We start from the raw sequence: 24160 nt of genomic DNA on the forward strand, positions 1-24160 counted from the left end.
CGACCGGGTGGCGAACCACCCCCCGGCATCGGGTAAGGTTTACCCAGTCGAACGGGGCGAGCCCCCGGGAGGCGAACATCCTGGCTGGTTGCCCGAGCGGCCAAAGGGAGCAGACTGTAAATCTGTCGCGCAAGCTACGCAGGTTCGAACCCTGCACCAGCCACAGGATAGAGAAACAGCCCCTGACATGCGGAAACGCACGTCAGGGGCTGCTTTCGTTTATTCGAACACTCGCGGCGCCGCTGTGGCCGTTTCGCGAGGTTTGTCCCACCTGTTCCCGCCCGGATCCCGGCGTTGACCAGCGGTTCCGGACCAGGCGCGGACCAGGGTCAGCCGGGCCGGCGCTGGAGGCGTTCGGCGATCAGCCGGTTGGCGTGGTCTTCGTCACCGTGGATGCACTTCGCGTAGACGCGGAGAAGGACGGCGATGCTGTGCCCGGCGCGCCGCGCGCACTCGGCGGGCGCCACCCCGGAGGCCAGCCACAGGGAGATCCCGGCATGCCGGCCGTCGTACGGCCGCTTCGCGAGCGGGGTGGCCCGCTCGTCCGGGCTCAGCACCTCGGCCCGGGCGGCGGCCCAGACCACCCCGTAGCCGCTCTCCTGCACCATGCCGTCGCGGAAGGTCCGGAACAGCCGGCCGTCCGGCGCCGTGCCGTACGCCTCGATGTGCTCCCGCAGCAGCGCCACCAGCTCCGGCGGGATCGGGACAGGGCGAGTGGCCTTCTCGGCACGGTGCTTCAGGCCCCGGGGGTCGTGCGAGGCGCCGGTGTCGGTCCAGGCCGACCCGACCCGGGGGCTGTTGCCGTTGAGGTTGAGCTTCCCCCACCCCTCCGCGGGCAGCACACAGCGGTCCCGCCGGAGGTGGACGACCTCCCCGGGCCGCATCCCGGCGTAGTAGATGCACCCGAAGAACGCCACCAGCCGCGGTCCGCGCCGTCCCTGGCGCCCGACCGCCTCCAGCATCGCGGCGGCCTGCTCCGGGCTCATCACGTACTCGGGGTCGACCTCTTCCTCGACCTGCGGCGGCTGCCACTGGACCAGCGGCAGTGGATTGGCCGTCAGCAGCCCGTCCTCGACGGCCCGGCCGATGACGTGGTGAAGGATCCGGCGCTTGCGCAGGATCGTGGACGCGGCGGCCTTCGTGCCGTCCAGCTTCACGGACAGCGCGGCCAGCAGCTTCCGGACCACCTTCGGGTCCTCCAGCTCGGAGACGTCCACCGACTGCCGCGCGACCCACGCGAGCGCCCTGGCGACGTCGGCCGGCGGCTCCTCGGTCCACCGGTTCACGTTGAACGCCCAGCCGTACAGCGCCCGCCGGACGACCCGCTTGTCCGGCATCCCGACCTTGCTGCTGACCAGCTCGAACGTCACGCTGGCCAGCGCGTCGGCCCACGTCGTCCGCGTCTTCGCCGGAGCCCCGTCCCACCGGGCCTCCACGTAGTTCCGGCCGTGCTGGTACCAGGTGACGGCGTTCTCCTCCTGCTGGCGCTTCCGCAGCTCGGCCAGCGGCAGGCCCGTCTCGACGTCGAACGGCTGGTGCGAGGCGACGGCCACCAGCAGCTCGGCCTTGCGGCCGTCAGCCTGGGTCTTCGTCAGGTACGACTCCGAGAACTCCCGGCCGGCCACCGTCCACCGCACCATCCACGGCGTCCGCCGGTCCGGCCGGTGACGGTGCTCCCAGAACTTCACCTTGTACGAGGTGGGCATCAGGCGGCGACCTCCTGCTCGGCCCACCACGCGTCGAGGGCGCTGCGGCGGACGCGGATCTGGTTGTTGGGGAGCTTCATGAGCTTCGGGCCCTTCCCGCGGGCGACCATGCGGTAGAAGGCGGAGCGGGACATCTCCAGCTCTTCGAGCACCTCGGCGAGCTTGAGCTTCGGGTCCTGCGTGGGCATGGCGGCGACTCCATCGGCGAGTGCGAATGGTGGTTGCGGAGTGTTGCGGGCCCTCTCGCGGACGGGCGCGGAGGGCGGAGAGCGTCAGGGATGTCAGGGGAAACCGCTGACCTGCGACTTTGGATCCGGGCAGGGCGTCAGGGGTTGTCAGGGCTGTCAGGGGATCTCGGTTATCCCCGACAGCCCTGACGTTCCCTGACGGGCCGTCCAGAAGTGTTTCTGCTGGTCAGGGCTTTGTCCTGACACTCCTGACGGTCACGTGATCGTTTCCGTGTCCGTGGGGGTGCTCACGGCCGGGTGGACGCGGTAGGTGACGGCCTGCGGGCGGCCGCGCTGACCGCCGGCCGGGGGCTGGTCGGCGCGGAGCCAGCCATGCTGTTCGAGCAGCTGCAGGGCGGGCTCGACGTCCGCAACCTTCTTGTACCGGCGGCTGCTGGCGACGGCGTCGTGGGCCTTGATGTGGGTGCGGTGGGTGCCGTCCCGCTTCGGCCGCTGGAGCCACTGGAGGAGGGCGTGGGCGTCCTCGGTGGCGGGGTCGGCGGCGATGAGGTCGAACACGGCGAGGGTGTGGGCGGTGTAGTACTCGGCGATCTCGGCGGCCCGGTCGACGGTGGCGGCCTGGAGGGGCGCGCGCCAGTCGTTGGTGACGTGGTCGGCGAGGTGGAGCAGGACGGCGATGCGGGCGATGTGGCCGACCAGCTTGCCGGCCCAGTCCTTGATGTGGGCGAGCGGCTCGTCCGGACGGAGCTGGACCTCGAACTTCTCCTGCAGCTTCTCCACGGCGAGGTCGGCGGCCTCGGTCATCGTGACGGTGACCGGCTCGTCGAGGGCGGTGAGCGTGTGCAGGAGCGCGGTGAGGCGCAGGTCGTAGGCGGCGGCGACCTGCTCTGGAACGGGGGTGGTGCGGATCTTGCGGTAGCCGAGGTTGGAGGGCGGCAGGGAGTACAGGAAGCGGGCGAGCAGGCCCCGGTCCCGGGCCCCGGGGGCGGCACCGAGCTCCTGGAGGACGGCGGGCTGCGGGGTGACGCCGATGGTGAGCGCGGGCTTGTCGACGGTGGGCTGCTCGCGGGTGATCCGGTCGGCCTGCAGCCGCTCACCCTTGTGAGCCTGCAGGAACACGCCCAGGTTGGGCTTGCTGCTGTAGCGGCCGACGATGCTGTCGAACAGGTCGCCCTCGGGGGAGAGCGCGGCCAGGCACCGGTGCACGCCGAGCTGGTGGGTGACTGTCTCCGGGGTGATGTCTCCGGACAGCGTCAGCCGCGGGCTGGGCGGGACCACGATCTCGTCGGCCAGCATCCGCGCGCCGGCGATCTCGGCGACCAGGTGGGCGCGGTCGAGGTCGGGGTTCTTGCGGGCCTTGGCCATGAGCGCGTCGACCTCGGCGAGCGCGGTCTCCTTGGCCGTCTCGGCCTCGATGATCCGGGCCCTGGCGGAGGCGCGCAGCTCGTCCTCGACGCGGTAGACCGGTGCGGTCATGAACGCGAAGACGTCGGACTTGCGGCTGGCCGGGGGCATCGCGCACACCAGGTAGAGGTTGCACTGCTCGCGCCAGCCGGGCCGGATCTCCACGCCGACCCGCCCGCCGGCGGCGGTGGAGAGGGCGGCGAGGGCCATGGTGGCGGCCATGTCGGGCGGGGTCTGGGTGAACTCCGCCACCGCGTCCACGTAGGCGCCGACCCACTTCGGGAGGGTGTGGACGGGGAAGGTGGGCAGGGTGCCGTGGGAGCCGAGCGGGACGGGGTCGAGCCAGCTCTCGCCGGTGGCGAGGTCGGCGAGCGCGGCCAGGGCGGCGGCGCGCACGTCGTCCAGGTCGGCCCCACTGTCCCCGGCCATGTGGGCCAGGCGGCTGGTGGCGGTGTTGATCCGGCGCCGCTCGGCGGCCGCGCGTACGATCTCGGCGTAGTAGTCGCCGTTCGCCGCGGTGGGGGTGGCCTCGATACAGGTGTGCAGGTAGCCAGGCCCACCGATGCGGCTGAGGTCGCCCTGCGCGCGCAGGACGCCGGTCAGCAGCAGCGGGTCCACCGGCCGCTCGCCGTCGGCCATGCGGGTGATGGCGCGCCAGATGGTCTCGTGCGCGGGGTGGTAGAACGCGCCGGGATCGCCGAGCTGGGCGGCGAGCGCGGGGATCTGGACGGGGTCAAGGAGGGCGGCGCCGATGACGGCCTGTTCGGCGGCCTTGACCTCGGCGGGTTCGGGCCGGAACGGGATCACGTTCGGGTGCGCGGACTCAGCGCTCACGATGGGCTCCTTTCGTACGGAGCGGGGCGGCCCGCGCCCGGGCGGTGCCGGGCGCGGGCCGCGAGAGGGTGGGAGGTCAGAAGAGGGCGTCCGGCGCGGTGGCCGGGGCGGTGGCCTGCCGGGCGGCGCGGCGGGTGGCGTCGTGGCAGGCCGGGCACCACGCGGCCAGCTCCCGCTTCGGCAGGGCGGCGGCGCGGTGCGCGGGCAGCAGCAGGGCGTCCGGGTTGGCGAGTGCGGCGAGCAGGTGGACGGGGCCGGTGCCGTGGCGGACGTAGCCGCCGTGGCCGGCGGGACAGCGCCCGCCGTCCTTGTCGTGGGCCTTGCCGCAGGTGCCTCGGCACTGGCAGCGGCCGGCGGCTGCGGCGAGGACGGCCTGCCACAGGCCGCCGGTGTCGCCGAGCGGCGGGGTCCGCTCGTTCACCGCTTGTCCCAGTCGGGCGGCTGGTGGTGGTCGAGCCAGGCGAACGCCGAGGTGGTGCGGGAGCGTTCGCGGACCTCGGTGTCCGCGTCGGGGACGCTGCCGGGCAGGACGTGCGCGTCGGTGAGGCTGGCGTGCAGGCGGATGCCGTGGGGCACGCAGGCCTTGGTGGAGGTGCCGTGGCGGTCGAGGACGGTCACGGCATCGCGCGGGCCCTCGCAAGGGCCGGCGTCGCCGAGCAGGGCGGCCTCGCAGACGGGCTGCGGGCCGGGGGCGTTTCCGGGCATGCTGGTCCTCTGGTCTCTACGAAGGGATCGGAACGCCCCGCACCAGCCGTCTCTCTGCCAAGATTCGGCGGCTGGTACGGGGCTTCGCGTTGCGTGGGGGCGGGTTCAGCTGGTGGCGCGGGTCAGTTCCTCCAGCGCCGGATAGGTGGACGGCGAGGCGTCCTCGCCCCGCAGGGGAAGCTCGGTGGTCCGGCCGGTCAGGAGGCTGTGGACGGCGGCGGTGATGCTGGCGGGGGTGGCGACCAGGGCGCGGACCAGCGGCTGCTCGTTGGAGAAGCGGCCGTCGCTCGTGCCGCGCATCCAGAGCCAGCCGACGGTCTGGGTCCAGAACAGGCCCAGGCCGTGCGGGTAGCCGACGGCGCCAGCACGGTCGTCGTCGAGCCGGATGAAGATCTCGGCGAGCATCCGCTCGCCGTCGTCGTTGCAGTACTGGGCGAACGACTCGGTCCGGTCGGCGTTGTCGCCGAGTGCGGCCAGGACGTCCTCGAAGTACGGGGTGTGCGGGTCGGCCATGTGCTCGCGCCTCCAGGGGGTGCGGATCCGGTCTGTCCGGTCCCCGCACCGCCCGCGCCCCTGCCGCTGGCTGCGGCGGGGGCGCGGACGGCACGGCCGGCCGGGCGGGCCGGGTCAGCCCTGGCTGGTCTCGCAGGTGCCGTCGCAGTCGTAGAAGCCGCAGCCTCCGCACTCGGGGCAGTGGTCGTACGCGACGGTGACGACGTCGCACGCGTCGTCGTCCCAGGCCTCGTCCTCGTAGCCGCCGCCGGATCCGTGGCAGCCCTCGCACATCTCGGTGTGACCGGGCTGCGGGCCGGCGGCCCGCTCCTCCTCGGCGCGGCGCTGTTCGTCGGCGACGTCGAGGGCGATCTCGAACGCCTTGTCCTCGGCGCGGGTCGGCCTGTCGACGTCTTCCTCGTCGGCGTAGGCGTCGTACGGGTCGTCGTGCTCGGCGGCCATGCGGCCTTCCTTTCAGACGGCGGGGCGGCGCGGAAGGTGCTGGCGGCGCGCTCCGTTGGCCCCTTCCCGGGGCAATGTGGTCGGGGGTGTAGTCGAGCTGTGGTCGGGGATGTAGTCGTGTGGTTTTCGCAGGTCAGAGCGCGGGTGTGGTCGAGCGGGAGGGGGGCTTGGGCGGGGCGGGGGAGAGGGGTCGCGGAAGGGGCCGAGGAAGCCGCCAGCAGCCCCCCGTACGGACAGCCGGACGGGGGCTGTGGGGCGGTGCTTCAGGCGGCCTCGGCGGGGGTGTGGTCGGGGACCGCGTGGGCGGGCAGGCGCGGGGGGTGTCCGAGGTGAGCCGTCAGGCCCGCCGCGGTGAGGCCCGGGGAGATCGCTTCGCCGACCCGCACGCGCTTCTCGACGGGGAGGCCGGCGGCCCTCACAGCGGCTCCGAAATCGCGGGTGCTGGCGCCGGGGTAGCGGCCGTGCCGCTGGAGGCTGGCGAGCACCTCGGAGAGGAGTACCTTCCCGGCCCCACCGTCGCCCTGCGCGCGCAGGGCGACCATGTGCTCGACGGTGGCCGCCAGTTCGGCCGGGCCGAGGGTCGGGGAGACCCCCGGCTCGGCCTGCTCCTGGTCGTCGTCGGCGTTGTCGGCGGCCGGGTCGCCGACGTCCTCCCCAGTGCTGGCGGTGCGGGTCTTCACGGGGGAGGGGGCGTGGAGGAGGGCGGCGATCCACCAGCCGCCGAGCAGCAGGCCTATGCCGGGCTCGATCAGGGGGCGGGCGAGGGACCAGACGAGGGGCCCGCCGACGATCAGCATCAGGGCGGCCGCGCCGGCGGTGTCCCCGAACTTGCTGCGCTTGGCCTTGCGGTCGGCCTTGGCGCGCTCCAGCGCGACCTGGCGGGCCGTGACCTCCGCCGCTTCCTGGGCGTGGACCATCGCGGCGCGCTTGGCCGCGTCGGGCTCGCCCGCGAGCTTCTTGGCGAACGCGGCCTCGGCGGCCTCGGTGGCCAGGGCGGCGATCTGGTCCTGCTTGGCCTGGAGCGCGGCGGCCTCGGCGCGACGCTCGCGCTGGGGGGCGGTGAGCCGGCGGATCAGGACCGGGGTGCCGGTCATGAGGCCGGTGACGGGCCAGGCCAGGGTGGCGACGATCCGCAGGCGGTGGCCGGCGGTCGCGCGCTCGGTGGGGAACAGCTTCTCCGGGATCAGGTTCTCCATGGCTCAGGCCACGACCGAGGTGAGGAGGCTGCTGAGGAACGAGCCGGGGATGGCCCACAGTCCCCCGGCGTAGACGAACAGGGAGGGGCTGATGGCGCCGAGGAGGGCGTCCTTCCACGCGCGGGGCGCGAGCCCGAACACCGCGATCGTGGCGATGGCGGCGGTGGCGCCGGGCTTCCACTCCCCGATGGCCGGGTTGCCCTGGAACGCGTCGTTCAACTGGGTGCCGATGGTGGGCAGTTGCTGGAACGCGGCGCCGGCGTTGGCCGCGAGCAGCCCGATGCCGTAGGACCAGTAGGGGACGTTGTCCGGCTTGACGTCGATCTTGTTCTTCCCGCGGATGCCGACGTAGAGGTAGAAGGTCGCGACGGTGGCGGCGCCGCCGCTGCCCAGGGCGATGAGGCTGCTCATGGTGGGTGTGCTCCTTCAGCGGTAGAGGGGGAGGGCGGCGATGGCGGGGCCCAGACTGAGGGCGACGGCGAGGCCGGAGGCGACCGGGACGCGCAGGACGACCAGGAGCGCGAGGGGCCCGGGGCCGCGGACCTCGCTCACCCGCAGGCGGCCCCCGTCGCGGGCGAGCAGGTCCAGGCCCCAGCCGAAGGCGGCCAGCAGCAGGCCGACGAGCGGCCCGCCGGGGCTGATCAGCGGCACCAGGCCGGTGACGTAGCCGCCGGTCGCGCTGAGCGCGGTGAGGACGCACCAGCGGCGGAAGCGCCGGGTCCGGTCGGAGGGACCGGCGGCGCGGGCGGCGCGGCGGCGCTGGCGGCGGGCCCGGGTGGCGGCCTCGCGCCGGTCGGCGAGCTGCTGGCGGCGGTGGCGGCGGGTGCGCTGCTCGGGGGTCTCCCCCCGGGCAGCCAGGACGGCGTCCTGGCGGGCGCGGGCCCGCTGCCGGTCCAGCCCCTGTTCGGCCTCGCGGCGGGCGGCGCGCTCCTCGGGACTCTCGCCGATCCGGTCGGCGAGCAGGTCGACCAGGCCGACGAGGTCGTCCCGGCGGTGGTCGGGGGTGAGGATCTGCTCGACGCGGTGGCGCTCGGCGCGCTGCTCGGGGGTTTCGCCGGCGGCGGCGTACTGGGCGTCGCGCACCGCTCGCTGGGAGTTGATCAGGGCCTCGTACTGGACCTGCTCGCGGGCGTGGCGCTGGGCCTCGGTCTCGGTGAGGAGCTGGCCGACCTGCGAGGCGATGTGCGGGACCTGCTCGGTGAGGATTCGCCCGACGGGGGCCCAGAAGGCGGCTGCGGCGGCCTCCATGGACGGCCGGGCGCCCTGGTCGCCGCCGAGCGGGACGGGGGTGTGCACGGGGGTGGGGCCGTCCTTGCGCCACCACTCCGGGGCGCTGACCGGCTCGGCGGTGGCCGGGCCGAACGGGGCCTGCGGCGGGACGGTCCGCGGCGCCGAGGGCATCGGCGGCACGGCGGGCCGCGGCGGAACCGGCGGGGCCGGCGGCGTGGGGGCGGGCCCGGGAGCGGTGGGGGTGGTGTAGGCGGTAGGCCTCTGCAGGATGTTCGCGAGGTCGTCGTCCCAGTCACCGTTCGGCGGAGGTGTGGTCACCGGTTCCACCCCCCGCGGCGGGCCAGCAGGCGGATGCAGTAGTAGGTGAGCGCCGCGTCCCCGCTGAGCAGGAGCAGGCAGATCAGGTTGCCGATCACGTGCGTTTCTCCAGGTCAGGAGAGGCGCGCACCCCGCACAACGGAGAGTGTGCCGGGGTGCGCGCCTCGGGCGGTCAGCGGCGGCCGAGCTGGTTGTTGCTGTGGGTGGTGCGCGGGGCGTTCAGCGGGCGGCCGTTGGCGCGGGCCTCGTCGTAGTCGGCGCCGGTCCAGGTCCGGCCGTCGGCGTCGACGTGGTCCGGGGTGTCGGTGCGGGTGCTGGGCCGGGACTCGGTGCGGCGGGAGAGGAGGGCCATCTCAGCGGCCCCCGATCCGGCCGACGAGGACGAACGGCTCGCCGTCGACCACGCACATCGCGGTGAACTCGGCGGGGCCGGCGCCGCCGTTGCGGGCGTCGGAGACCACCAGGCGCGAGCACCACGGCTCGCGGATCAGGCCGCTGACCACGTCCAGCGGTACGGGGTCGGCGACCCGGTAGGCCACGCCGTCACGGCGGACGGTGCCGACCAGCGGCAGGGAGGTGATCGCCTTCACCTCGCACCGCCGTCCTTGCCGACCTGCGCGCCGCGGTGGCGCTGGTTGTCCTCCCAGGCGGCCTTCTCGGTGAGGAAGGCGTGGTGGAGCGGGTCGCCGATCGGGCAGGGCTGCCCGTCCTGGCACGGCGCGCAGGTGGCGGTGTGCTCCGTGGCGGCCTGGAAGGCGGCCATGTAGGTGATGAACTGCGGGTCGGCCGTGGGCTCGACGGTCACGATGCCTGCTCCTCAGCGGTCGTGGTGGGGACGGCGTGCAGGGCGGGCCGGGCGGCGTCCGGGTGTTCCTTGTAGCGGGCGGCGATCCAGCCGGCGGACCAGCCGGTCAGCTCCACCGCCTGGCGCTGTGGCAGCCCGGCCTCGATGGCGGCCTTGACCATCTCGCGGGCGCGCTCCTCCGGCAGGCGCTCCTCGGCGGGACCGGCGGCCAGCAGCTCGGCGCGGGCGCGCTCGGCGGCCTCCCGCTCGCGTCGTTCGGCCTCGGCCCGGGCAGCGTGCTCACGATCGCTCGCCTCGCGCTCACGGCGCTCACGCTCACGCCGTTCGTGCTCACGACGCTCGCGGTCGGCCCGCTCGGCGGCCTCCTGCCGGGCCTTCTCCTCGCGCTCCGCAGCCTCGCGGCGCGCGGTCTCCGCGCGCTCCTCGCGGGCGAGCTGGGCTTCGTGCTCACGCTGCTTGTCGGCCTCGCGCGCGTCGTGCTCACGGCGTTCACGCTCGGCCCGCTCGGCGGCTTCGAACCGGGCGAGCCGTTCGGCCCGATCCTCCTGACGATGTGCCTCGGCCCGCTGTTCGCGCTGCTCGCGCTCGGCCCGCTCAGCGTCTTCACGGGCGGCCAGCGCGGCGGCGATCGCCCGCCGGTAGGCGAGGGACGTCTCGGCCGTGACGATCAGCAGCAGCGGCGCGACCGAGTGGACCGCGACCCCGACCCCGTCCCGGTCGAGGGCGGAGAGACCAATGTTGAGCAGCACCGTCATGAGGCCGGTCATCCAGCGCAGGACTACCGGCCAGCGTCCGCCGTCGCCGTTCAGGCGGGCAAGCGTGGCGTCCATGCGCACGACGATCACTACGGCCGCGTCCACGACGAGCGGCAGGATCGGGGCCGTCCACTGCCACCCGGGCGGGGTGTGGCCGGCCATGAGCGGGGTCACCGTGAGCACGCTGTAGAGGACCGCGCCGAACGTGATCGCCCACGTCCCGGCGGTCAACGCGCGCTCGGCCGAACGGATCTGCGCGGGACTCATTGCCGCCTTCATCGCGGCCCCCGCTCCGGCCGCAGTGAGCGGCTGGTGAGCGCGCTCACGGCGACCGTGAGCGCGGTGAACTCGTTGGCGTTCACGCCGCCACCCGGAGGGTGCTCGCCGTGCGCCGGATGACCGCCGGCCGCCGTAGCGGCACCGGCGCCCACCGCAGCAGGCGCTCGGCGTAGGCGGCCAGCTCCGGGTCCTCCCGGCGCAGGTCCGCCAGCATCGCGTGCGCCGCGTCCAGCCGGGCCGCGCGCTCGATCTCGCCCTCGCCGGCGACCCCGGTGAACAGCTGCTCGTCCACGCCGAGCGCCAGCTCGGAGAGCTCGTCTTCGTCCGCGGCCGTCTGGCCCGCGATAATCAGCCTTATGGGCCTACCTCTTCTCTGGGGTGTGGGCCCGTGAGGGGTCGCCGCGCTCCGGCCAAGGAAGGCGCGGCGGCCCCGTTCTCACAGGCCCGACCAACGTTGATCAACAGCACTGGCCGCCCCGGTTGCCTAGGGCGGCCAGCAGGTCTGCGCCCTTGCAGGCGGGCGCGGCCTTTTGATCTAGGTCTCCGATCTGACAAGGCGCCGGGATGCCTCGGCCCGATCTGTCCCGGGCCCCTTCGCCCTGAGCGCGGCGGTAGGCCGGCCATTCACGGGCGCATTTGTGCAGGTCAGAGCAGCCCAAAGAAGACCCCTCTGTGTCACCCCTGTCTCACTCGGTGCGACACTCACAACATAGAGAACCTGCTTAGGCAGGTCAAGAGAGTTGGGTTTCTCGCGCCTGTTGGGCACCTGCCCTAGCATTGGCCCATGGCCTTGGACCCGGACGACTCGCGTCCCCCGTATCAGCAGGTCGGCAGCTCTCTGCGGGCCTCGATCCTCACCAAGAAGCCGGGATTCGAGACCGGCGACAAACTCCCCTCAGGCCCCGAGCTGGCGAAGCACTTCGGCGTGGCGCGCGGCACGGTGGACAAGGCACTCGACCTGCTCCGCACCGAGGGGCTGATCGTGACCCGCCAGGGGAGCGGCTCCTTCGTGCGGGAGCGGACGTCCCGGCCGGTCGGGCTGCGGCCTCACCTCGAAGCCGCCTTCGAGCAGCAGCAGGTGACCCTCGACTTCGCAGGCTTCTCCAGCGAGACGCTGCACAACGCGCTCCAGGAGCCGCTCGACAAGGTCCGCTCCGGCCGACTGGCACCGGAGTCCATCACCATCCGGCTACTGCTGCCGGACACCACGGCGCCCATGGCCGTGCCGGTACTCGTCGACGGCCTCCAGGACGAGGCTGCTCTCCGGGAGCGCGCCCGCAACATCGCCCTGACGAACGCCGGCGGCATCGCCCACTCGGTGGAGATGCTGGCCGAGCTGGGTCTGGTCCAGAAGGCCAGCGTTCAGGTCAAGGTCCATCGGGCATCCAGCCTGTTCAAGCTGTACATCCTGAACAGGCAGGAGGCGTTCTTCGGCTTCTACCCGCTCCGCGAGCGCACCGTGGCGATCGACGACACCGACCACACCTTCTACGACGTCACCGGCAAGGACACCACCCTGTTCCACCACGCCGCCGGCCCGGACGACGCCTCACTCGGCTCGCAGTACGTCCAGCAGGCCCAGATGTGGTTCGACAGCGTGTGGAGCACGATCGCGTACGAGCGGCAGCCATGATCGCCACCCCTCAGCAACTTGCTGACGTACTGCGGCCGGTGAAGCACGTGCTGCTCGACTTCGACGGCCCGGTGTGCTCGGTCTTCGCAGGCCTGCCTGCCCCGGAAGTCGCGCGCCGACTCCGTGAGGGCCTGCTCGCTATTGGCGAGCAGGCCCCGGCCGGAGCCGAGGAGGAGAGCGATCCGCTCGCCTTGCTCCGGCTGATCTCGGACACTCGCCCCGATCTCACGGACCGCACGGACGCTGCGCTGGCCGCGCTGGAGACCGAAGCTGTTCAGGTGGCTCGCCCGACCCCGGGCGGAGAATTGGTTCTCCGCGCGTGTGCCCGCTCCGGCCGTCTAGTCTCCGTGGTCAGCAACAACGCGGGCGCGGCCATCGAGGCCTACCTCGCCGAGCACGGCCTCAGCGACTACGTGGCCGGCGTCTTCGGCCGCGCCCCGGGTGACCCCTCCTCCATGAAGCCGAACCCGCGTCTCCTGTTCGAAGCCATGGAAGCCGCAGGCACCAGGCCAGAGCACTGCATCTTCATCGGCGACGCGGCGCGTGATGTCGAGGCCGGAGGAGCTGCCGATGTTCCCACGATTGGCTACGCTAACAAGCCGGGGAAGAGCGCCAAGCTCACTGCGGCTGGAGCAGTGGTGATCGTAGGTTCGATGCAGCTCATCGCCGGTGCGATTGCTTGAGGCGGCAGGGCATACGCGACCCGCGAATGAGCTTTCCGTCGGCCCGTGAAGTCGAGATCTGTGAGTGAGAGTTGTCCATCATCGCAGCACCGCCATATGGATCGAGTTCAAGGGACTGAGATATCATCCCGTGCTGCTTTGAGTCACAGCCTCCTAAACCCCGCTAAATAGCCATTGGCGAAGCGCTGGCGACTAGAACCTTCTGGGCTAGAAATCTCATCATCAAACTCTCGATCCGGACGGCATCCGCTTCCTTCGAGAACGGGAGGAGGAGTCCATTTTCCGAGCTAGCTCCACCCCCCTCCTTGGAGTGCACCACGCGACAGCGCACGTCGTATGCTCGCTCGCTCACCTGGCCAATTAGGTCCCCCTTCAAAGACAGGGGCTTGATGCCCTTGATCTCCTGCTTCCCCGTAAAGTGTTCTATTTGTGACTCGCTCAAGTCTAGGATGAATTCCTTTAGGCTTTCTTCTGAGACGCAGTATCGGAGCGTTGAAGTCAACTGACTCCGCTCATCGCCGAACCCCCTACCCGACTGTCGCGAGATCTGGAGGACCCGAGCTAGATCGCCATCGCTATTTACATTAAAGCGTGGGTGTCTCAACTCATTCCTGAGCCTGTCGAGAGTGTCTCTCTGGCTGTATCGCGGGTAATAGTATTCCAGCACTTGATAGTATGCCAGGAATTCGAGAAGCGGCATTCCCAGCGCCGATCGGGCGTACTGGTAAAGGCTGAGTGGCTCCTTCCCGTATTCGAGTCTTGGGGATCCTGGAGGGGTGATTATCGAGTCGAAGGGCGGGCGCCTGGCGCGCGGAATGTGCGACCTTACTCGCAGTAGTTCCAGTGATATGCCATACTTTACGTCGAGGTCGAAAATAATCGCATTGGCTACCTTCTCAAGCGTCAGTAGCGACTCGTCATGGGTTCTTCCCGAAATATTTCTGAGCTTGAGTGAAGCGGTCCCATGCCTTTGTGAAAGCAGTTGCAAAATCTCGGAGGAGGGTCCGATCTCGGCAGACCATCCGCTCTCCGGTCCCCCGCAGATCGGGACAGTCCAGCCTTCGTCGCGACTAAGGCGTCGCTGCTCGTTTTCCTGAATTTGAAATCCGGGAATTCTCTGCAAGGTGCGAAATTGAAAAGAAACTGAACCTGCGAGTTGAACCTCAATGCAAGGCCCATTGTCCGGATAGTCGAAGGCCGAATAGTTGCCCAGGGCTCGAACTTCGGAGAGATTTAGGCCCATGCAGTCGGAAGCATCGTTTTCATCGATCAACACGGTCCGACATTCTCGGCCGTTTTTGATCTTAATTCGCAGGGCGCATGCTGAACCGAAGGATAGTGCAGAGCGTTCATATGTGACATTGTCCGCTTTTAGTTTGCGCTCCAGGAGAAGGAGCGGTGAATCCGTGGAAATCTCGGAGCCTGGCAACCACTGTTCGACACTCATGCGAAGCACCCCACCATTAGCGGTTTGCGCACTTGCGCGCTCATTGCACCCTCGCGCACACATGATCCATGTGCAAGATGCCAAGTATTGCGGATGTCGCCAACGGTTGCACTGCGTTTCCGAGAGTCTCCTTCGGCGGCCATCCAGTGCAGCTCACACTTGCGATCGATGCCTATCGGTGGGATGTGGGTCCGTGGAGGGCGGGGCAGGGCGATGCGCGTACCAGGCGAGTGGGAAAGTCCCGTACCGGGCCAGCACGGGTAGCGATCATGGACATGGCATTTGAATGGGCGTAGCGGCTGGCCAGGATTGAGGTGCGGCGATGTGGAAGCCGCATATCGGAGGATGATCCGGACCAGAGGCGGACCAGATCTGGACCGTGATCAAGAGTCTGCAGGTCAGGGCATGCCTGGTCAGCGGTCTGTAAATCTGTCGCGCAAGCTACGCAGGTTCGAACCCTGCACCAGCCACAGGATAGATGGAAGGCCCCCGGTTCACGGAGACGTGAACCGGGGGCCTTTTGTCGTTTCGGGGGTCACCGGGGGTGGGTGAGGAGGAGGGTGGCGGCGGTGGGGGTGTCGGGGGCGGTGTGGGTGGGGGTGGGGTGGGACGGGGGGAGGGGCGGGGGCGGGGTGGGGGTGATCCAGATGGAGCGGAGGCCGGCGGCGTGGGCGCCGCGGAGGTCGGTGGCGGGGTTGTTGCCGACCATCCAGTCGGCGGGGGTGAGGGTGCGGCCGAGGCGGGCGGCGGCGAGGTGGAAGATCTCGGGGGCCGGTTTGCGGGCGCCGGCCTCCTCGGAGACGCAGACGGCGTCGACGGCGGGAAGCAGGCCGGTGCGGGCGAGTTTGGCGCGCTGGACGCCGGTGGAGCCGTTGGTGACGACGGCGATGGTCCAGCCGGCCGCGCGGAGGGTGGCGAGGGCCTCGGGCACGCCGGGGAGCGGGTGGGTGCGGGCGGCTTCGTGGGCGACGTGCGCCTCCCAGAGGGCGGTGCCGGAGTGGGGGAGGCCGTAGCGGGCGGCGATGCGGGCGAAGCCGTCGGGGGAGCGGTCGGCGCGCAGCAGGGCGTGGACGGCGGGGGCGGCCTCGGCGGGCAGGCCGTGGGTGGCGCAGAAAGCGGGGGCCCAGGCGTCGGGGGCGCCGTCGCGTTCGACCAGGGTGTGGTCCAGGTCGATCAGGAGGAGAGGGGAGGACGGCGGGGGCGGGGAGTGGCGGGACATGTGCGGAGAGTAGTGGAGTCGATGGATGGGGCGTTATTGCGAATAGCTTGCAATTACGTGCGTCAGGCAGCACAGTGGTGGGGCAGGGTGGGGTCGGACCGTTCAGCTCGGCCGCCGCGCAGTGCTGATCGTCTTCCCAACCGGCGTCCGCCGGGACAGCGGTCCGCCCACCCCGCCCAGCCGCCGTCAAGGGCCCGTCAAGAGCGGGCGACGGCGCGTCAGGAACGCGTAGGGGCCGAGGGGCGGGACTGGCCGCCGGCCGCAGGATCGGATCAACCGATCGACTGCGGAGGTCCCGTCCGATGTCCAGCCCCCTCGCCCCGGCCGTCGCCGCCGAGCCCGGGCCCGAGCCGCCGGACACCGGCGACGGAGCCCCGGACCGGCACCGGCTGACCGCGCTCGGCGGTCTGGCCTCGCTCTCCCTGGACGCGATGGCGTCGGTGGCCTACGGGCCGGAGTCGGTGGTGCTGGTACTGGCGGCCGCGGGGGCGTACGGCCTCGGGTTCACGGTGCCGGTCACGGCGGCGATCGCGGTGCTGCTGGCGGTGCTGGTCGCCTCCTACCGCCAGGTCATCGCGGCCTTCCCGGACGGCGGCGGCTCGTACGCGGTGGCCAAGGCGCACCTGGGCCGGCGCACGGCGCTGACGGCGGCGGCCTCGCTGGTGATCGACTACGTCCTGAACGTGGCGGTGTCGGTGACGGCCGGCGTGGCGGCGCTCACCTCCGCCGTGCCGGGCCTGTACGAGGACCGGGTGTGGCTGTGCCTGGGCGTGCTGGCGCTGGTGACGGCGGTGAACCTGCGCGGGATCGCCGAGTCGGCCCGCTGGTTCATGGCCCCGACCGCCGTCTTCGTGCTCTCGATCCTGGCGATCATCGTGGTCGGCCTGTTCCGGGACGCGCCGGCGAGCACCGCGGCGGCCGCGGGTCACGCCTCCGTCCTCGCCGACAACGCGACCGCGGTGGGCGCCCTGCTGCTGCTCAAGGCCTTCGCGGCCGGCTGCTCGGCGCTGACCGGCGTGGAGGCGGTGGCGAACGCCGTCCCGTCCTTCCGCACGCCGGGCGTGAAGCGCGCGCAGCACACCGAGGTCGCGCTCGGCGCGCTGCTCGGCGTGATGCTGATCGGACTGGCCGTGCTGATCGGCCGCTTCCACCTCCAGCCGGTCGAGGGCGTCACCGTGCTCGCCCAGCTGGCCGACGCCTCGCTCGGCCACGGCGCCGGCTTCTACCTGGTGCAGTTCGCCACCGTCGTCCTGCTCGGACTGGCCGCCAACACCTCCTTCGGCGGCCTGCCCGTCCTGCTCCACCTGCTGGCCCGCGACAACCACCTGCCGCACGTCTTCGCCCTGCGCGCCGACCGGCAGGTCCACCGCCACGGCGTGCTCTTCCTGGCCGCCGTCTCCGCCCTCCTGCTGGTCGGCTCCGGCGGGGACGTCAACAGCCTGGTGCCGCTCTTCGCGATCGGCGTGTTCGTCGGCTTCACCGTCTGCCAGGTCGGCATGGTCCGTCACTGGTCCCTGCGCCGGCCCGCCCGCTGGAGGGCCAGGGCGGCGCTGAACGGCTTCGGCGCGCTGCTCACCGGCGTCGCCGCGCTCGTCGTCACCGGCACCAAGTTCACCGAGGGCGCCTGGGGCATCTGCGTGGCCCTGCCCCTGCTGGTCCTGCTGTTCGAGGCGGTGCACCGCGGCTACGCCCGGATCGGCGACCGCCTCGAACTGGGGCGTGTGCCCGGACCGCTCACCCCGCAGCGCAGCCTGGTCGTGGTCCCGGTCACCGCCATCACCCGCCTCACCCGCGACGGCCTCTCCGCCGCCCTCTCGCTCGGCGACGAGGTCATGGCGGTCACCGTCGTCCACGAGCCGGCGGAGGCCGAGGCGCTGCGCCGGGACTGGGAGCTGTGGCGGCCCGGGGTGCCGCTGGTCGAGATCCCGGACGCGCACCGCCGCCTCGGCCCGCCGATCGCCGCCTTCGTCAACGAGCTCGCCGCCGAGCACGCCTACGACCGCCTCACCGTCCTCATCCCCGAGGTCGAGCCGGTCCGCCCCTGGCAGCGCGCGCTGCAGAACCGCCGCGGCGCCGTGATCGACCGGGCGCTGCGCCGGCACACCGACGCGGTGGTCTGCCGGCTCCGGATGCGGATGTGAACGGCCCGACGGGCCGGCGGCCCCCTGAACAGCTCGCCTGAACAGCTCAGCTGAACATCCCTCGTGAACAGCCCCCCCTGAACAAATTGCAGGGATATGTCCCATGTAAGCGGCCTGATCGTCATATCTTGACGATGTCTTAACGCCCCCTCTTAACGCCTCCGAAACGCCCCCGCCCCACCCGGAACACTTCACCCATAGCGGCCCCGACCTGCGAAAACATCCCGCCCGTCCGTCACGGCGGCCGTCATGGGCACGCCGGAACGGCCCATTGCGCGCCCGTCGCACACGCTTACGCTCGCCGATGTGTTCAACGTGCCCCAGGCGCTCAAGCGCCTCGTGATCGGCAGGGCGATGCGCAGCGAGGAGCTCGGCGAGACCCTGCTCCCCAAGCGCCTGGCCCTGCCGATCTTCGCCTCCGACCCGCTCTCCTCGGTCGCCTACGCGACCCAGGAGATCCTGCTGGTGCTCACCGTCGGCGGCACCGCCTTCCTCTACCTGACCCCGTGGGTCGCGGCCGGCGTGGTCGCGCTGATGGCGGTCGTGGTGATGTCCTACCGCCAGGTCGTGCACGCCTACCCGAGCGGCGGCGGCTCCTACGAGGTGGTCTCCCGCAACCTGGGCGCCAACTCGGGCCTGGTGGTGGCCGCCTCGCTGCTGGTCGACTACGTGATGACGGTCGCCGTCTCGGTGGCCTCCGGCGTGGACAACATCATCTCGGCGCTGCCCTCGCTCGCGGACCACCGGGTGGAGCTGGCGCTCGGCTTCGTCGTGCTGCTGATGGCGATGAACCTGCGCGGCGTGCGCGAGTCCGGCAAGGCCTTCGCCGCGCCGACCTACCTGTTCATCGGCGCGATCCTGCTGATGGTGGTCACCGGCCTGATCCGGGTGGCCTTCGGGGACGCGCCGGTGGCGTCCAGCGCCTCGTACGGGATCGTGCCGGAGGACGGCAAGGACAGCCTGGCCGGCCTCGGGCTGCTGATGCTGGGGCTGCGGGCGTTCGCCTCCGGCTGCACGGCGCTGACCGGCGTGGAGGCGATCTCCAACGGCGTGCCGGCCTTCCGGGCGCCGAAGTCGCGCAACGCCGCCGCCACGATGGCCGTGATGGGCACCACGGCCGTGGTCATGTTCGTCGGCATCACCTCCCTGGCGCTGATCTCCGAGGTCCACATCGCCGACGACGCCTGCCACCTGACGGGCTTCGCCGGGGACTGCGCGAGCGCGCCGCAGCAGACCGTGATCGCCCAGTTGGCGGCGGCGATCTTCGGCGGGGACCACAGCGTCCTCTTCTACGCCGTCCAGGCGGTCACCGCGCTGGTGCTGATCCTGGCGGCCAACACCGCGTTCAACGGCTTCCCGCTGCTCGCCTCGATCCTGGCCGAGCACCGCTACCTGCCCCGGCAGATGCACACCCGCGGCGACCGGCTGGCCTTCTCCAACGGCATCATCGCGCTCGCGGTGGTGGCCGGCGGGCTGCTCTGGCTCTACGACGCGGACGTCACCAGCCTCATCCACCTGTACATCCTGGGCGTCTTCACCTCCTTCACGCTGTCGCAGATCGGCATGGTGCGGCACTGGAACCGGACCCTGGCCACCGAGACCGACCCGGCGGTGCGCCGCTCCGCCCAGCGCTCCCGGGTGATCAACTTCGCCGGCGGGGTCACCACCGCGCTGGTGCTGGTCATCGTGCTGCTGACCAAGTTCACCCAGGGCGCCTGGCTGGCCGTGGTGGCCGCGGTGGTGCTGTGGGTGATGATGCGCGGCATCCGCCGGCACTACGACAGCGTCGCCGAGGAACTGGCGGTGGACGACGCGCGGGCCGAGTCGAGGAGGCCGTCCCGGGTGCACGGCATCGTGCTGGTCTCCAAGGTGCACAAGCCGACCCTGCGGGCGCTCGGCTACGCGCAGGCGTTCGCGCCGGACTCGCTGGAGGCGCTCACCGTGGCGGTGGAACAGGACGCCACCGGGGAACTGCAGCGCCGGTGGCGGGAGCTGGACCTCCAGGTGCCGCTGAAGGTGCTGGACTCGCCGTACCGGGAGATCACCAAGCCGGTGGTGCAGTACGTGCGGGACCAGCGGCGCAGCAGCCCGCAGGACGCGGTGGCGGTGTTCATCCCCGAGTACGTGGTCGGCCACTGGTGGGAGCACCTGCTGCACAACCAGTCGGCGCTCTGGCTGAAGAGCCGGCTGCTGTTCACCCCGGGCGTGATGGTGATCAGCGTGCCCTGGCAGCTGACCTCCTCCAACCGGGCCAACCGGCCCTCGCGGCGCGCCCCCGGCGCCGTCCGGCGCGGCGAGCCCGACCTGCGCGCCGAGCGGGAGAGGACGGCGGCCCCCGAGCGCGGGTAGGCGCCCGCGAACCGGTACGAGGCCCCGGACGGCACCCGCCGTCCGGGGCCTCGGCGCACCCGGTCACGGCACCCGGTCACGGCCCGGACAAGGGCCCGTATGGAGCCCGTCAACAATCGAACGGGCGCCGTATGGAGGGCGTCAAGAGAGCCGTTGACGCTCCGTGAGCGCGGTTGGCTGGCCATGCCGGCCCGCCGCCGGTGCCGCACCCCCTCCGCTTCGGCGCGGGAGACGCGGCCACCTCTGAACCACCGTGGTGGAGCCCATGTCCGATCTCATCTACGTCGCCGTCACGCTCGCCGTGTTCGGCGTCATCGCCCTGATCGCACGGGGGGTGGAGAAGCTGTGAGCGAGCGTAGCGAGCGAACCCCCAAGAGCGGCGCGTGGCGCGAAGCGGCTGCCGAGCGTAGCGAGGTGGGCGCGTGAGTGCGGAGAACGTCGCAGGTCTCATCGTGGCCGTCGCCCTCGTCGGCTACCTCGTCGTGGCGCTGATCTACCCGGAGAAGTTCTGACATGGGCTCGACTCTCGCGGGCTGGCTGCAGGTCCTCGCCCTGGTGGGCGCGCTGGCCCTGTGCTACCGGCCCCTGGGCGACTACATCGCCCGCATCCTGACCACCTCCAAGCACCTCAGAGCGGAGAAGGCGCTCTACAGGGTGATCGGCGTGGACGCCGACGCCGACCAGCGCTGGCCGGTCTACCTGCGCTCGGTGCTGGCCTTCTCGGCCGTCTCCGTCCTCTTCCTCTACGGCCTGATCCGCCTCCAGCAGTGGCTGCCGCTCAACCTGGGCGTGCCGCGGATGGAGGGCCACCAGGCCTGGAACACCGCGATCTCCTTCGTCGCCAACACCAACTGGCAGTCCTACAGCGGCGAGGCCGCGATGGGGCACCTGGCCCAGATGGCCGGCCTGGCGGTGCAGAACTTCGTCTCCGCGGCCGTCGGCATCGCCGTGGTGGCGACCCTGATCCGCGGTTTCACGCGCAACCGGACCGACCGGGTCGGCAACTTCTGGGTGGACCTCACCCGGATCAGCGTGCGGCTGCTGCTGCCGGTCGCGATCGTCTTCGCCCTGGTCCTGGTGGCGAGCGGCGTGGTGCAGAACTTCCACGGCTTCCACGAGGTGACCACCCTGGCGGGCGACCCGCAGGCGGTCCCGGGCGGGACGGTGGCCTCGCAGGAGGTCATCAAGCTGCTGGGCACCAACGGCGGCGGCTTCTACAACGCCAACTCGGCGCACCCCTTCGAGAACCCGAGCGGCTTCTCCAACCTGGTCGAGGTCTTCCTCATCCTGCTGATCCCGTTCGCGCTGCCGCGCGCCTTCGGCCGGATGGTCGGCGACCACCGCCAGGGCTACGCGATCGTCTCGGTGATGGCGCTGTTCTGGATCGCCTCGACGGCGCTGATCACCTTCTCCGAGTCGCAGCACGCGGGCAGCGCCCTGCAGGCGGCCGGCGGGGCGCTGGAGGGCAAGGAGCAGCGCTTCGGCATCGCGGCCAGCTCGATGTTCGCGGCGTCGACGACGCTGACCTCGACCGGCGCGGTGAACTCCTTCCACGACTCGTACACCGCGTTCGGCGGCGGTCTGACGATGTTCGACATGATGCTGGGCGAGATCGCGCCCGGCGGTGTGGGCTCGGGCCTGTACGGGATGCTGGTGCTGGCGGTCGTGGCGGTCTTCGTGGCCGGCCTGATGGTCGGACGCACCCCGGAGTACCTGGGCAAGAAGCTCGGCGGCCGGGAGATGAAGTTCGCCTCCCTCTACATCCTGACCACCCCGACCATCGTGCTGGTCGGCACGGGTGTGGCGATGGCGCTGCCGGGCGAGCGGGCCGGGATGCTGAACACCGGTGCCCACGGCTTCTCCGAGGTGCTGTACGCGTTCACCTCGGGCGCGAACAACAACGGCTCGGCGTTCGGCGGCATCACCGTGAACACCGACTGGTACGACACCGCGATCGGCCTGGCGATGGTCTTCGGCCGGTTCGTGCCGATGGTCTTCGTCCTCGCCCTGGCCGGCGCGCTCGCGCAGCAGCAGCCGGTCCCCGCCACCCCGGGCACCCTGCCCACCCACAAGCCGCTGTTCGTGGGCCTGCTGTCGGGCGTCGTCCTGATCGTCGTCGGCCTCACCTACTTCCCGGCCCTGGCTCTCGGGCCGATCGCGGAAGGTCTCTCCTGATGTCGTCCACCCTTGCTGAGAAGCCGGCCCCGCAGCCGGAGACGGCGCCCGCCGAGGCGCCGCACAGAGCGGCCAGCGGCCTGCTGGACCCCAAGCTGATCGTGGCGTCCCTCCCGGACGCGGTGAAGAAGCTCGACCCCCGGGTGATGGTCAAGAACCCGGTGATGTTCGTGGTCGAGGTCGGCTCGATCGTCACCACCGTCTCCGCGATAGCCGACCCGAGCGTGTTCGCCTGGTCGATCACGGTGTGGCTCTGGCTGACCACCGTCTTCGCCAACCTGGCCGAGGCGGTCGCCGAGGGCCGCGGCAAGGCGCAGGCGGACACCCTGCGCCGCACCAAGACCGACACCCTGGCCCGCCGGCTGACCGACTGGCCGGCGTCCCGGGCCGAGGAGGAGGTGGCCGGCACCGCGCTGCGGCTCGGCGACCACGTGGTGGTCGAGGCCGGCCAGATCATCCCCGGCGACGGCGACGTCGTCGAGGGCGTCGCCTCGGTCGACGAGTCGGCGATCACCGGCGAGTCCGCTCCGGTGATCCGCGAGTCGGGCGGTGACCGCTCCGCGGTGACCGGCGGCACCAAGGTGCTGTCCGACCGGATCGTGGTGAAGATCTCCTCCGAGCCCGGCAAGACCTTCATCGACCGGATGATCGCCCTGGTCGAGGGCGCCGCCCGGCAGAAGACGCCCAACGAGATCGCGCTCAACATCCTGCTGGCCTCGCTGACCATCGTCTTCCTGATCGCGGTCGTCACCCTGCAGCCGATGGCGACCTACGCGGGCGCCCCGCAGTCGATGATCGTGCTGGTCGCGCTGATCGTGGCGCTGATCCCGACCACCATCGGCGCGCTGCTCTCGGCGATCGGCATCGCCGGTATGGACCGGCTGGTGCAGCGCAACGTGCTGGCGATGTCCGGCCGGGCCGTCGAGGCCGCCGGCGACGTCAACACCCTGCTGCTCGACAAGACCGGCACCATCACCCTCGGCAACCGCCAGGCCTCCGAGTTCCTCTCGGTGACCGGCGTGTCCACCGACGAACTGGCCGACGCCGCCCAGCTCTCCTCGCTGGCCGACGAGACGCCGGAGGGCCGCTCGATCGTCGTCCTCGCCAAGACCGGCTACGGCCTGCGGGCCCGCGCCCAGGGCGAGCTGACCCACGCCACCTGGGTGCCGTTCACGGCGCAGACCCGGATGTCCGGCGTCGACCTGGACGAACCCGAAGGCGTCCACCAGGTCCGCAAGGGCGCGGCCGCCGCCGTCGCCGCCTGGGTCACCGGCAACGGCGGCACCGTCACCGACGAGGTCTCCTCCCTGGTCGACGGCATCTCCGGGGCCGGCGGCACCCCGCTGGTCGTCGCCACCAGGATCGCCGACGCCCCGGCCCGCGTCCTCGGTGTCATCCACCTCAAGGACGTGGTCAAGGAGGGCATGCGCGAGCGGTTCGACGAACTGCGCCGGATGGGCATCAGGACCGTCATGATCACCGGCGACAACCCGCTGACCGCCCGGGCGATCGCGGAGGAGGCGGGCGTGGACGACTTCCTCGCCGAGGCCACCCCCGAGGACAAGATGGCCCTGATCAAGAAGGAGCAGGCCGGCGGCAAGCTGGTCGCGATGACGGGCGACGGCACCAACGACGCCCCCGCCCTCGCCCAGGCCGACGTCGGTGTCGCGATGAACACCGGCACCATGGCGGCCAAGGAGGCCGGCAACATGGTCGACCTGGACTCCAACCCCACCAAGCTGATCGAGATCGTCGAGATCGGCAAGCAGCTCCTCATCACCCGCGGCGCCCTGACCACCTTCTCCATCGCCAACGACGTCGCCAAGTACTTCGCGATCATCCCGGCGATGTTCGCGGCGGTCTACCCGGGCCTGGAGAAGCTGAACATCATGCACCTGCACAGCCCGCAGTCCGCGATCACCTCGGCGATCATCTTCAACGCCCTGGTCATCATCGGCCTCATCCCGCTGGCCCTGCGCGGCGTGCGCTACCGCCCCACCGACGCCGGCTCCCTGCTGCGCCGCAACATCGGCCTCTACGGCTTCGGCGGCCTGGTCGTCCCGTTCGTCGGCATCAAACTGATCGACCTGGTCGTCCAGTTCATCCCCGGCCTCAACTAGCAAGAGAGGAGAACGCATC

At 71.3% G+C, this 24160-nt stretch carries 24 protein-coding genes and 1 tRNA gene; 8 read left to right on the plus strand and 17 right to left on the minus strand.

Annotated features, from left to right (window positions below):
* Positions 1-82 precede the first annotated feature (82 nt).
* A tRNA-Tyr gene (locus tag ABT093_RS08425) sits at positions 83-163 on the plus strand.
* Positions 164-329: 166 nt separating this feature from the next.
* On the opposite strand, the gene ABT093_RS08430 is transcribed toward ABT093_RS08425, so the two are convergent.
* The 15 genes from ABT093_RS08430 to ABT093_RS08500 all read right to left on the minus strand — a co-directional run bounded on the left by ABT093_RS08430 (position 330) and on the right by ABT093_RS08500 (position 10666).
* On the minus strand, positions 330-1706 hold the full coding sequence (locus ABT093_RS08430; protein WP_350561783.1) for a tyrosine-type recombinase/integrase: 1377 nt from the start codon (positions 1704-1706) through the stop codon (positions 330-332).
* Positions 1706-1894 (minus strand): helix-turn-helix transcriptional regulator, encoded by a 189-nt coding sequence (locus tag ABT093_RS08435; RefSeq protein WP_350561785.1) that lies wholly within the window; start codon positions 1892-1894, stop codon positions 1706-1708. The genes ABT093_RS08430 and ABT093_RS08435 overlap by 1 nt, the downstream gene beginning before the upstream one ends.
* Positions 1895-2149: 255 nt before the next feature.
* Positions 2150-4132: a DUF3987 domain-containing protein gene (locus tag ABT093_RS08440; RefSeq protein WP_350561787.1), complete on the minus strand. Its 1983-nt coding sequence runs from the start codon at positions 4130-4132 to the stop codon at positions 2150-2152.
* Positions 4133-4208: 76 nt separating this feature from the next.
* Complete coding sequence (locus tag ABT093_RS08445; protein ID WP_350561789.1) at positions 4209-4553, minus strand: hypothetical protein; 345 nt, start codon at positions 4551-4553, stop codon at positions 4209-4211.
* Positions 4550-4837, minus strand: coding sequence for a hypothetical protein (locus ABT093_RS08450; RefSeq protein ID WP_350561791.1), 288 nt, complete (start codon positions 4835-4837; stop codon positions 4550-4552). Before ABT093_RS08450 ends, ABT093_RS08445 begins: the two co-directional genes overlap by 4 nt.
* A 105-nt stretch (positions 4838-4942) precedes the next feature.
* Entirely contained in the window at positions 4943-5350 is a 408-nt protein-coding gene (locus ABT093_RS08455) for a hypothetical protein (protein WP_350561793.1), read from the minus strand.
* Positions 5351-5464: 114 nt separating this feature from the next.
* Complete coding sequence (locus ABT093_RS08460) at positions 5465-5791, minus strand: hypothetical protein (RefSeq protein ID WP_350561795.1); 327 nt, start codon at positions 5789-5791, stop codon at positions 5465-5467.
* A 263-nt stretch (positions 5792-6054) separates the two neighbouring features.
* Positions 6055-6987 carry a hypothetical protein gene (locus tag ABT093_RS08465; RefSeq protein ID WP_350561797.1) on the minus strand — a complete coding sequence of 311 codons (933 nt, stop codon included), beginning with the start codon at positions 6985-6987 and terminating at the stop codon, positions 6055-6057.
* 3 nt (positions 6988-6990) lie between these two features.
* On the minus strand, positions 6991-7398 hold the full coding sequence (locus ABT093_RS08470) for a hypothetical protein (protein WP_350561799.1): 408 nt from the start codon (positions 7396-7398) through the stop codon (positions 6991-6993).
* A 15-nt stretch (positions 7399-7413) separates the two neighbouring features.
* Positions 7414-8535: a hypothetical protein gene (locus ABT093_RS08475; RefSeq protein ID WP_350561801.1), complete on the minus strand. Its 1122-nt coding sequence runs from the start codon at positions 8533-8535 to the stop codon at positions 7414-7416.
* Between the two features lie 172 nt (positions 8536-8707).
* Complete coding sequence (locus ABT093_RS08480) at positions 8708-8887, minus strand: hypothetical protein (RefSeq protein WP_350561803.1); 180 nt, start codon at positions 8885-8887, stop codon at positions 8708-8710.
* A 1-nt stretch (position 8888) separates the two neighbouring features.
* Positions 8889-9125: a hypothetical protein gene (locus tag ABT093_RS08485; RefSeq protein ID WP_350561805.1), complete on the minus strand. Its 237-nt coding sequence runs from the start codon at positions 9123-9125 to the stop codon at positions 8889-8891.
* The gene (locus ABT093_RS08490; protein WP_350561807.1) at positions 9122-9340 is read right to left on the minus strand and encodes a hypothetical protein; all 219 of its coding nucleotides are present in this window, start codon (positions 9338-9340) and stop codon (positions 9122-9124) included. Before ABT093_RS08490 ends, ABT093_RS08485 begins: the two co-directional genes overlap by 4 nt.
* Positions 9337-10362, minus strand: coding sequence for a DUF2637 domain-containing protein (locus ABT093_RS08495; RefSeq protein WP_350561809.1), 1026 nt, complete (start codon positions 10360-10362; stop codon positions 9337-9339). Before ABT093_RS08495 ends, ABT093_RS08490 begins: the two co-directional genes overlap by 4 nt.
* A gap of 91 nt (positions 10363-10453) precedes the next feature.
* Positions 10454-10666 carry a hypothetical protein gene (locus ABT093_RS08500; protein ID WP_350561811.1) on the minus strand — a complete coding sequence of 71 codons (213 nt, stop codon included), beginning with the start codon at positions 10664-10666 and terminating at the stop codon, positions 10454-10456.
* Positions 10667-11158: 492 nt separating this feature from the next.
* Here ABT093_RS08500 and ABT093_RS08505 point away from each other — a divergent pair, with 492 nt between their 5' ends.
* Positions 11159-12007: a GntR family transcriptional regulator gene (locus tag ABT093_RS08505; protein ID WP_350561813.1), complete on the plus strand. Its 849-nt coding sequence runs from the start codon at positions 11159-11161 to the stop codon at positions 12005-12007.
* A complete protein-coding gene (locus tag ABT093_RS08510; RefSeq protein WP_350561815.1) occupies positions 12004-12690 on the plus strand; it encodes an HAD family hydrolase in 687 nt (228 codons plus the stop codon). Before ABT093_RS08505 ends, ABT093_RS08510 begins: the two co-directional genes overlap by 4 nt.
* Before the next feature lie 163 nt (positions 12691-12853).
* Here ABT093_RS08510 and ABT093_RS08515 read toward each other — a convergent pair whose 3' ends face one another.
* Both ABT093_RS08515 and ABT093_RS08520 read right to left on the minus strand, forming a co-directional pair.
* The gene (locus ABT093_RS08515) at positions 12854-14137 is read right to left on the minus strand and encodes a hypothetical protein (protein WP_350561817.1); all 1284 of its coding nucleotides are present in this window, start codon (positions 14135-14137) and stop codon (positions 12854-12856) included.
* A gap of 535 nt (positions 14138-14672) precedes the next feature.
* Entirely contained in the window at positions 14673-15356 is a 684-nt protein-coding gene (locus tag ABT093_RS08520) for an HAD family hydrolase (protein WP_350561819.1), read from the minus strand.
* Between the two features lie 302 nt (positions 15357-15658).
* Between ABT093_RS08520 and ABT093_RS08525 the strand changes: the two genes are divergently transcribed.
* From ABT093_RS08525 to kdpB, 5 genes are all read left to right on the plus strand, one after another.
* Positions 15659-17497: an APC family permease gene (locus ABT093_RS08525; protein ID WP_350561821.1), complete on the plus strand. Its 1839-nt coding sequence runs from the start codon at positions 15659-15661 to the stop codon at positions 17495-17497.
* 354 nt (positions 17498-17851) lie between these two features.
* Positions 17852-19846: an APC family permease gene (locus tag ABT093_RS08530; protein ID WP_350561967.1), complete on the plus strand. Its 1995-nt coding sequence runs from the start codon at positions 17852-17854 to the stop codon at positions 19844-19846.
* 422 nt (positions 19847-20268) lie between these two features.
* Positions 20269-20358, plus strand: coding sequence for a K(+)-transporting ATPase subunit F (gene kdpF, locus ABT093_RS08535; protein WP_238863773.1), 90 nt, complete (start codon positions 20269-20271; stop codon positions 20356-20358).
* A 1-nt stretch (position 20359) separates the two neighbouring features.
* Positions 20360-22021, plus strand: coding sequence for a potassium-transporting ATPase subunit KdpA (gene kdpA / locus ABT093_RS08540; RefSeq protein WP_350561823.1), 1662 nt, complete (start codon positions 20360-20362; stop codon positions 22019-22021).
* Positions 22021-24141 carry a potassium-transporting ATPase subunit KdpB gene (gene kdpB / locus ABT093_RS08545; protein WP_350561825.1) on the plus strand — a complete coding sequence of 707 codons (2121 nt, stop codon included), beginning with the start codon at positions 22021-22023 and terminating at the stop codon, positions 24139-24141. The genes kdpA and kdpB overlap by 1 nt, the downstream gene beginning before the upstream one ends.
* The last annotated feature ends 19 nt before the right edge of the window (positions 24142-24160 follow it).

Origin of the sequence: Kitasatospora sp. NPDC002551, assembly GCF_040296005.1 — a bacterium.
In the GTDB taxonomy this organism is placed as follows: domain Bacteria; phylum Actinomycetota; class Actinomycetes; order Streptomycetales; family Streptomycetaceae; genus Kitasatospora.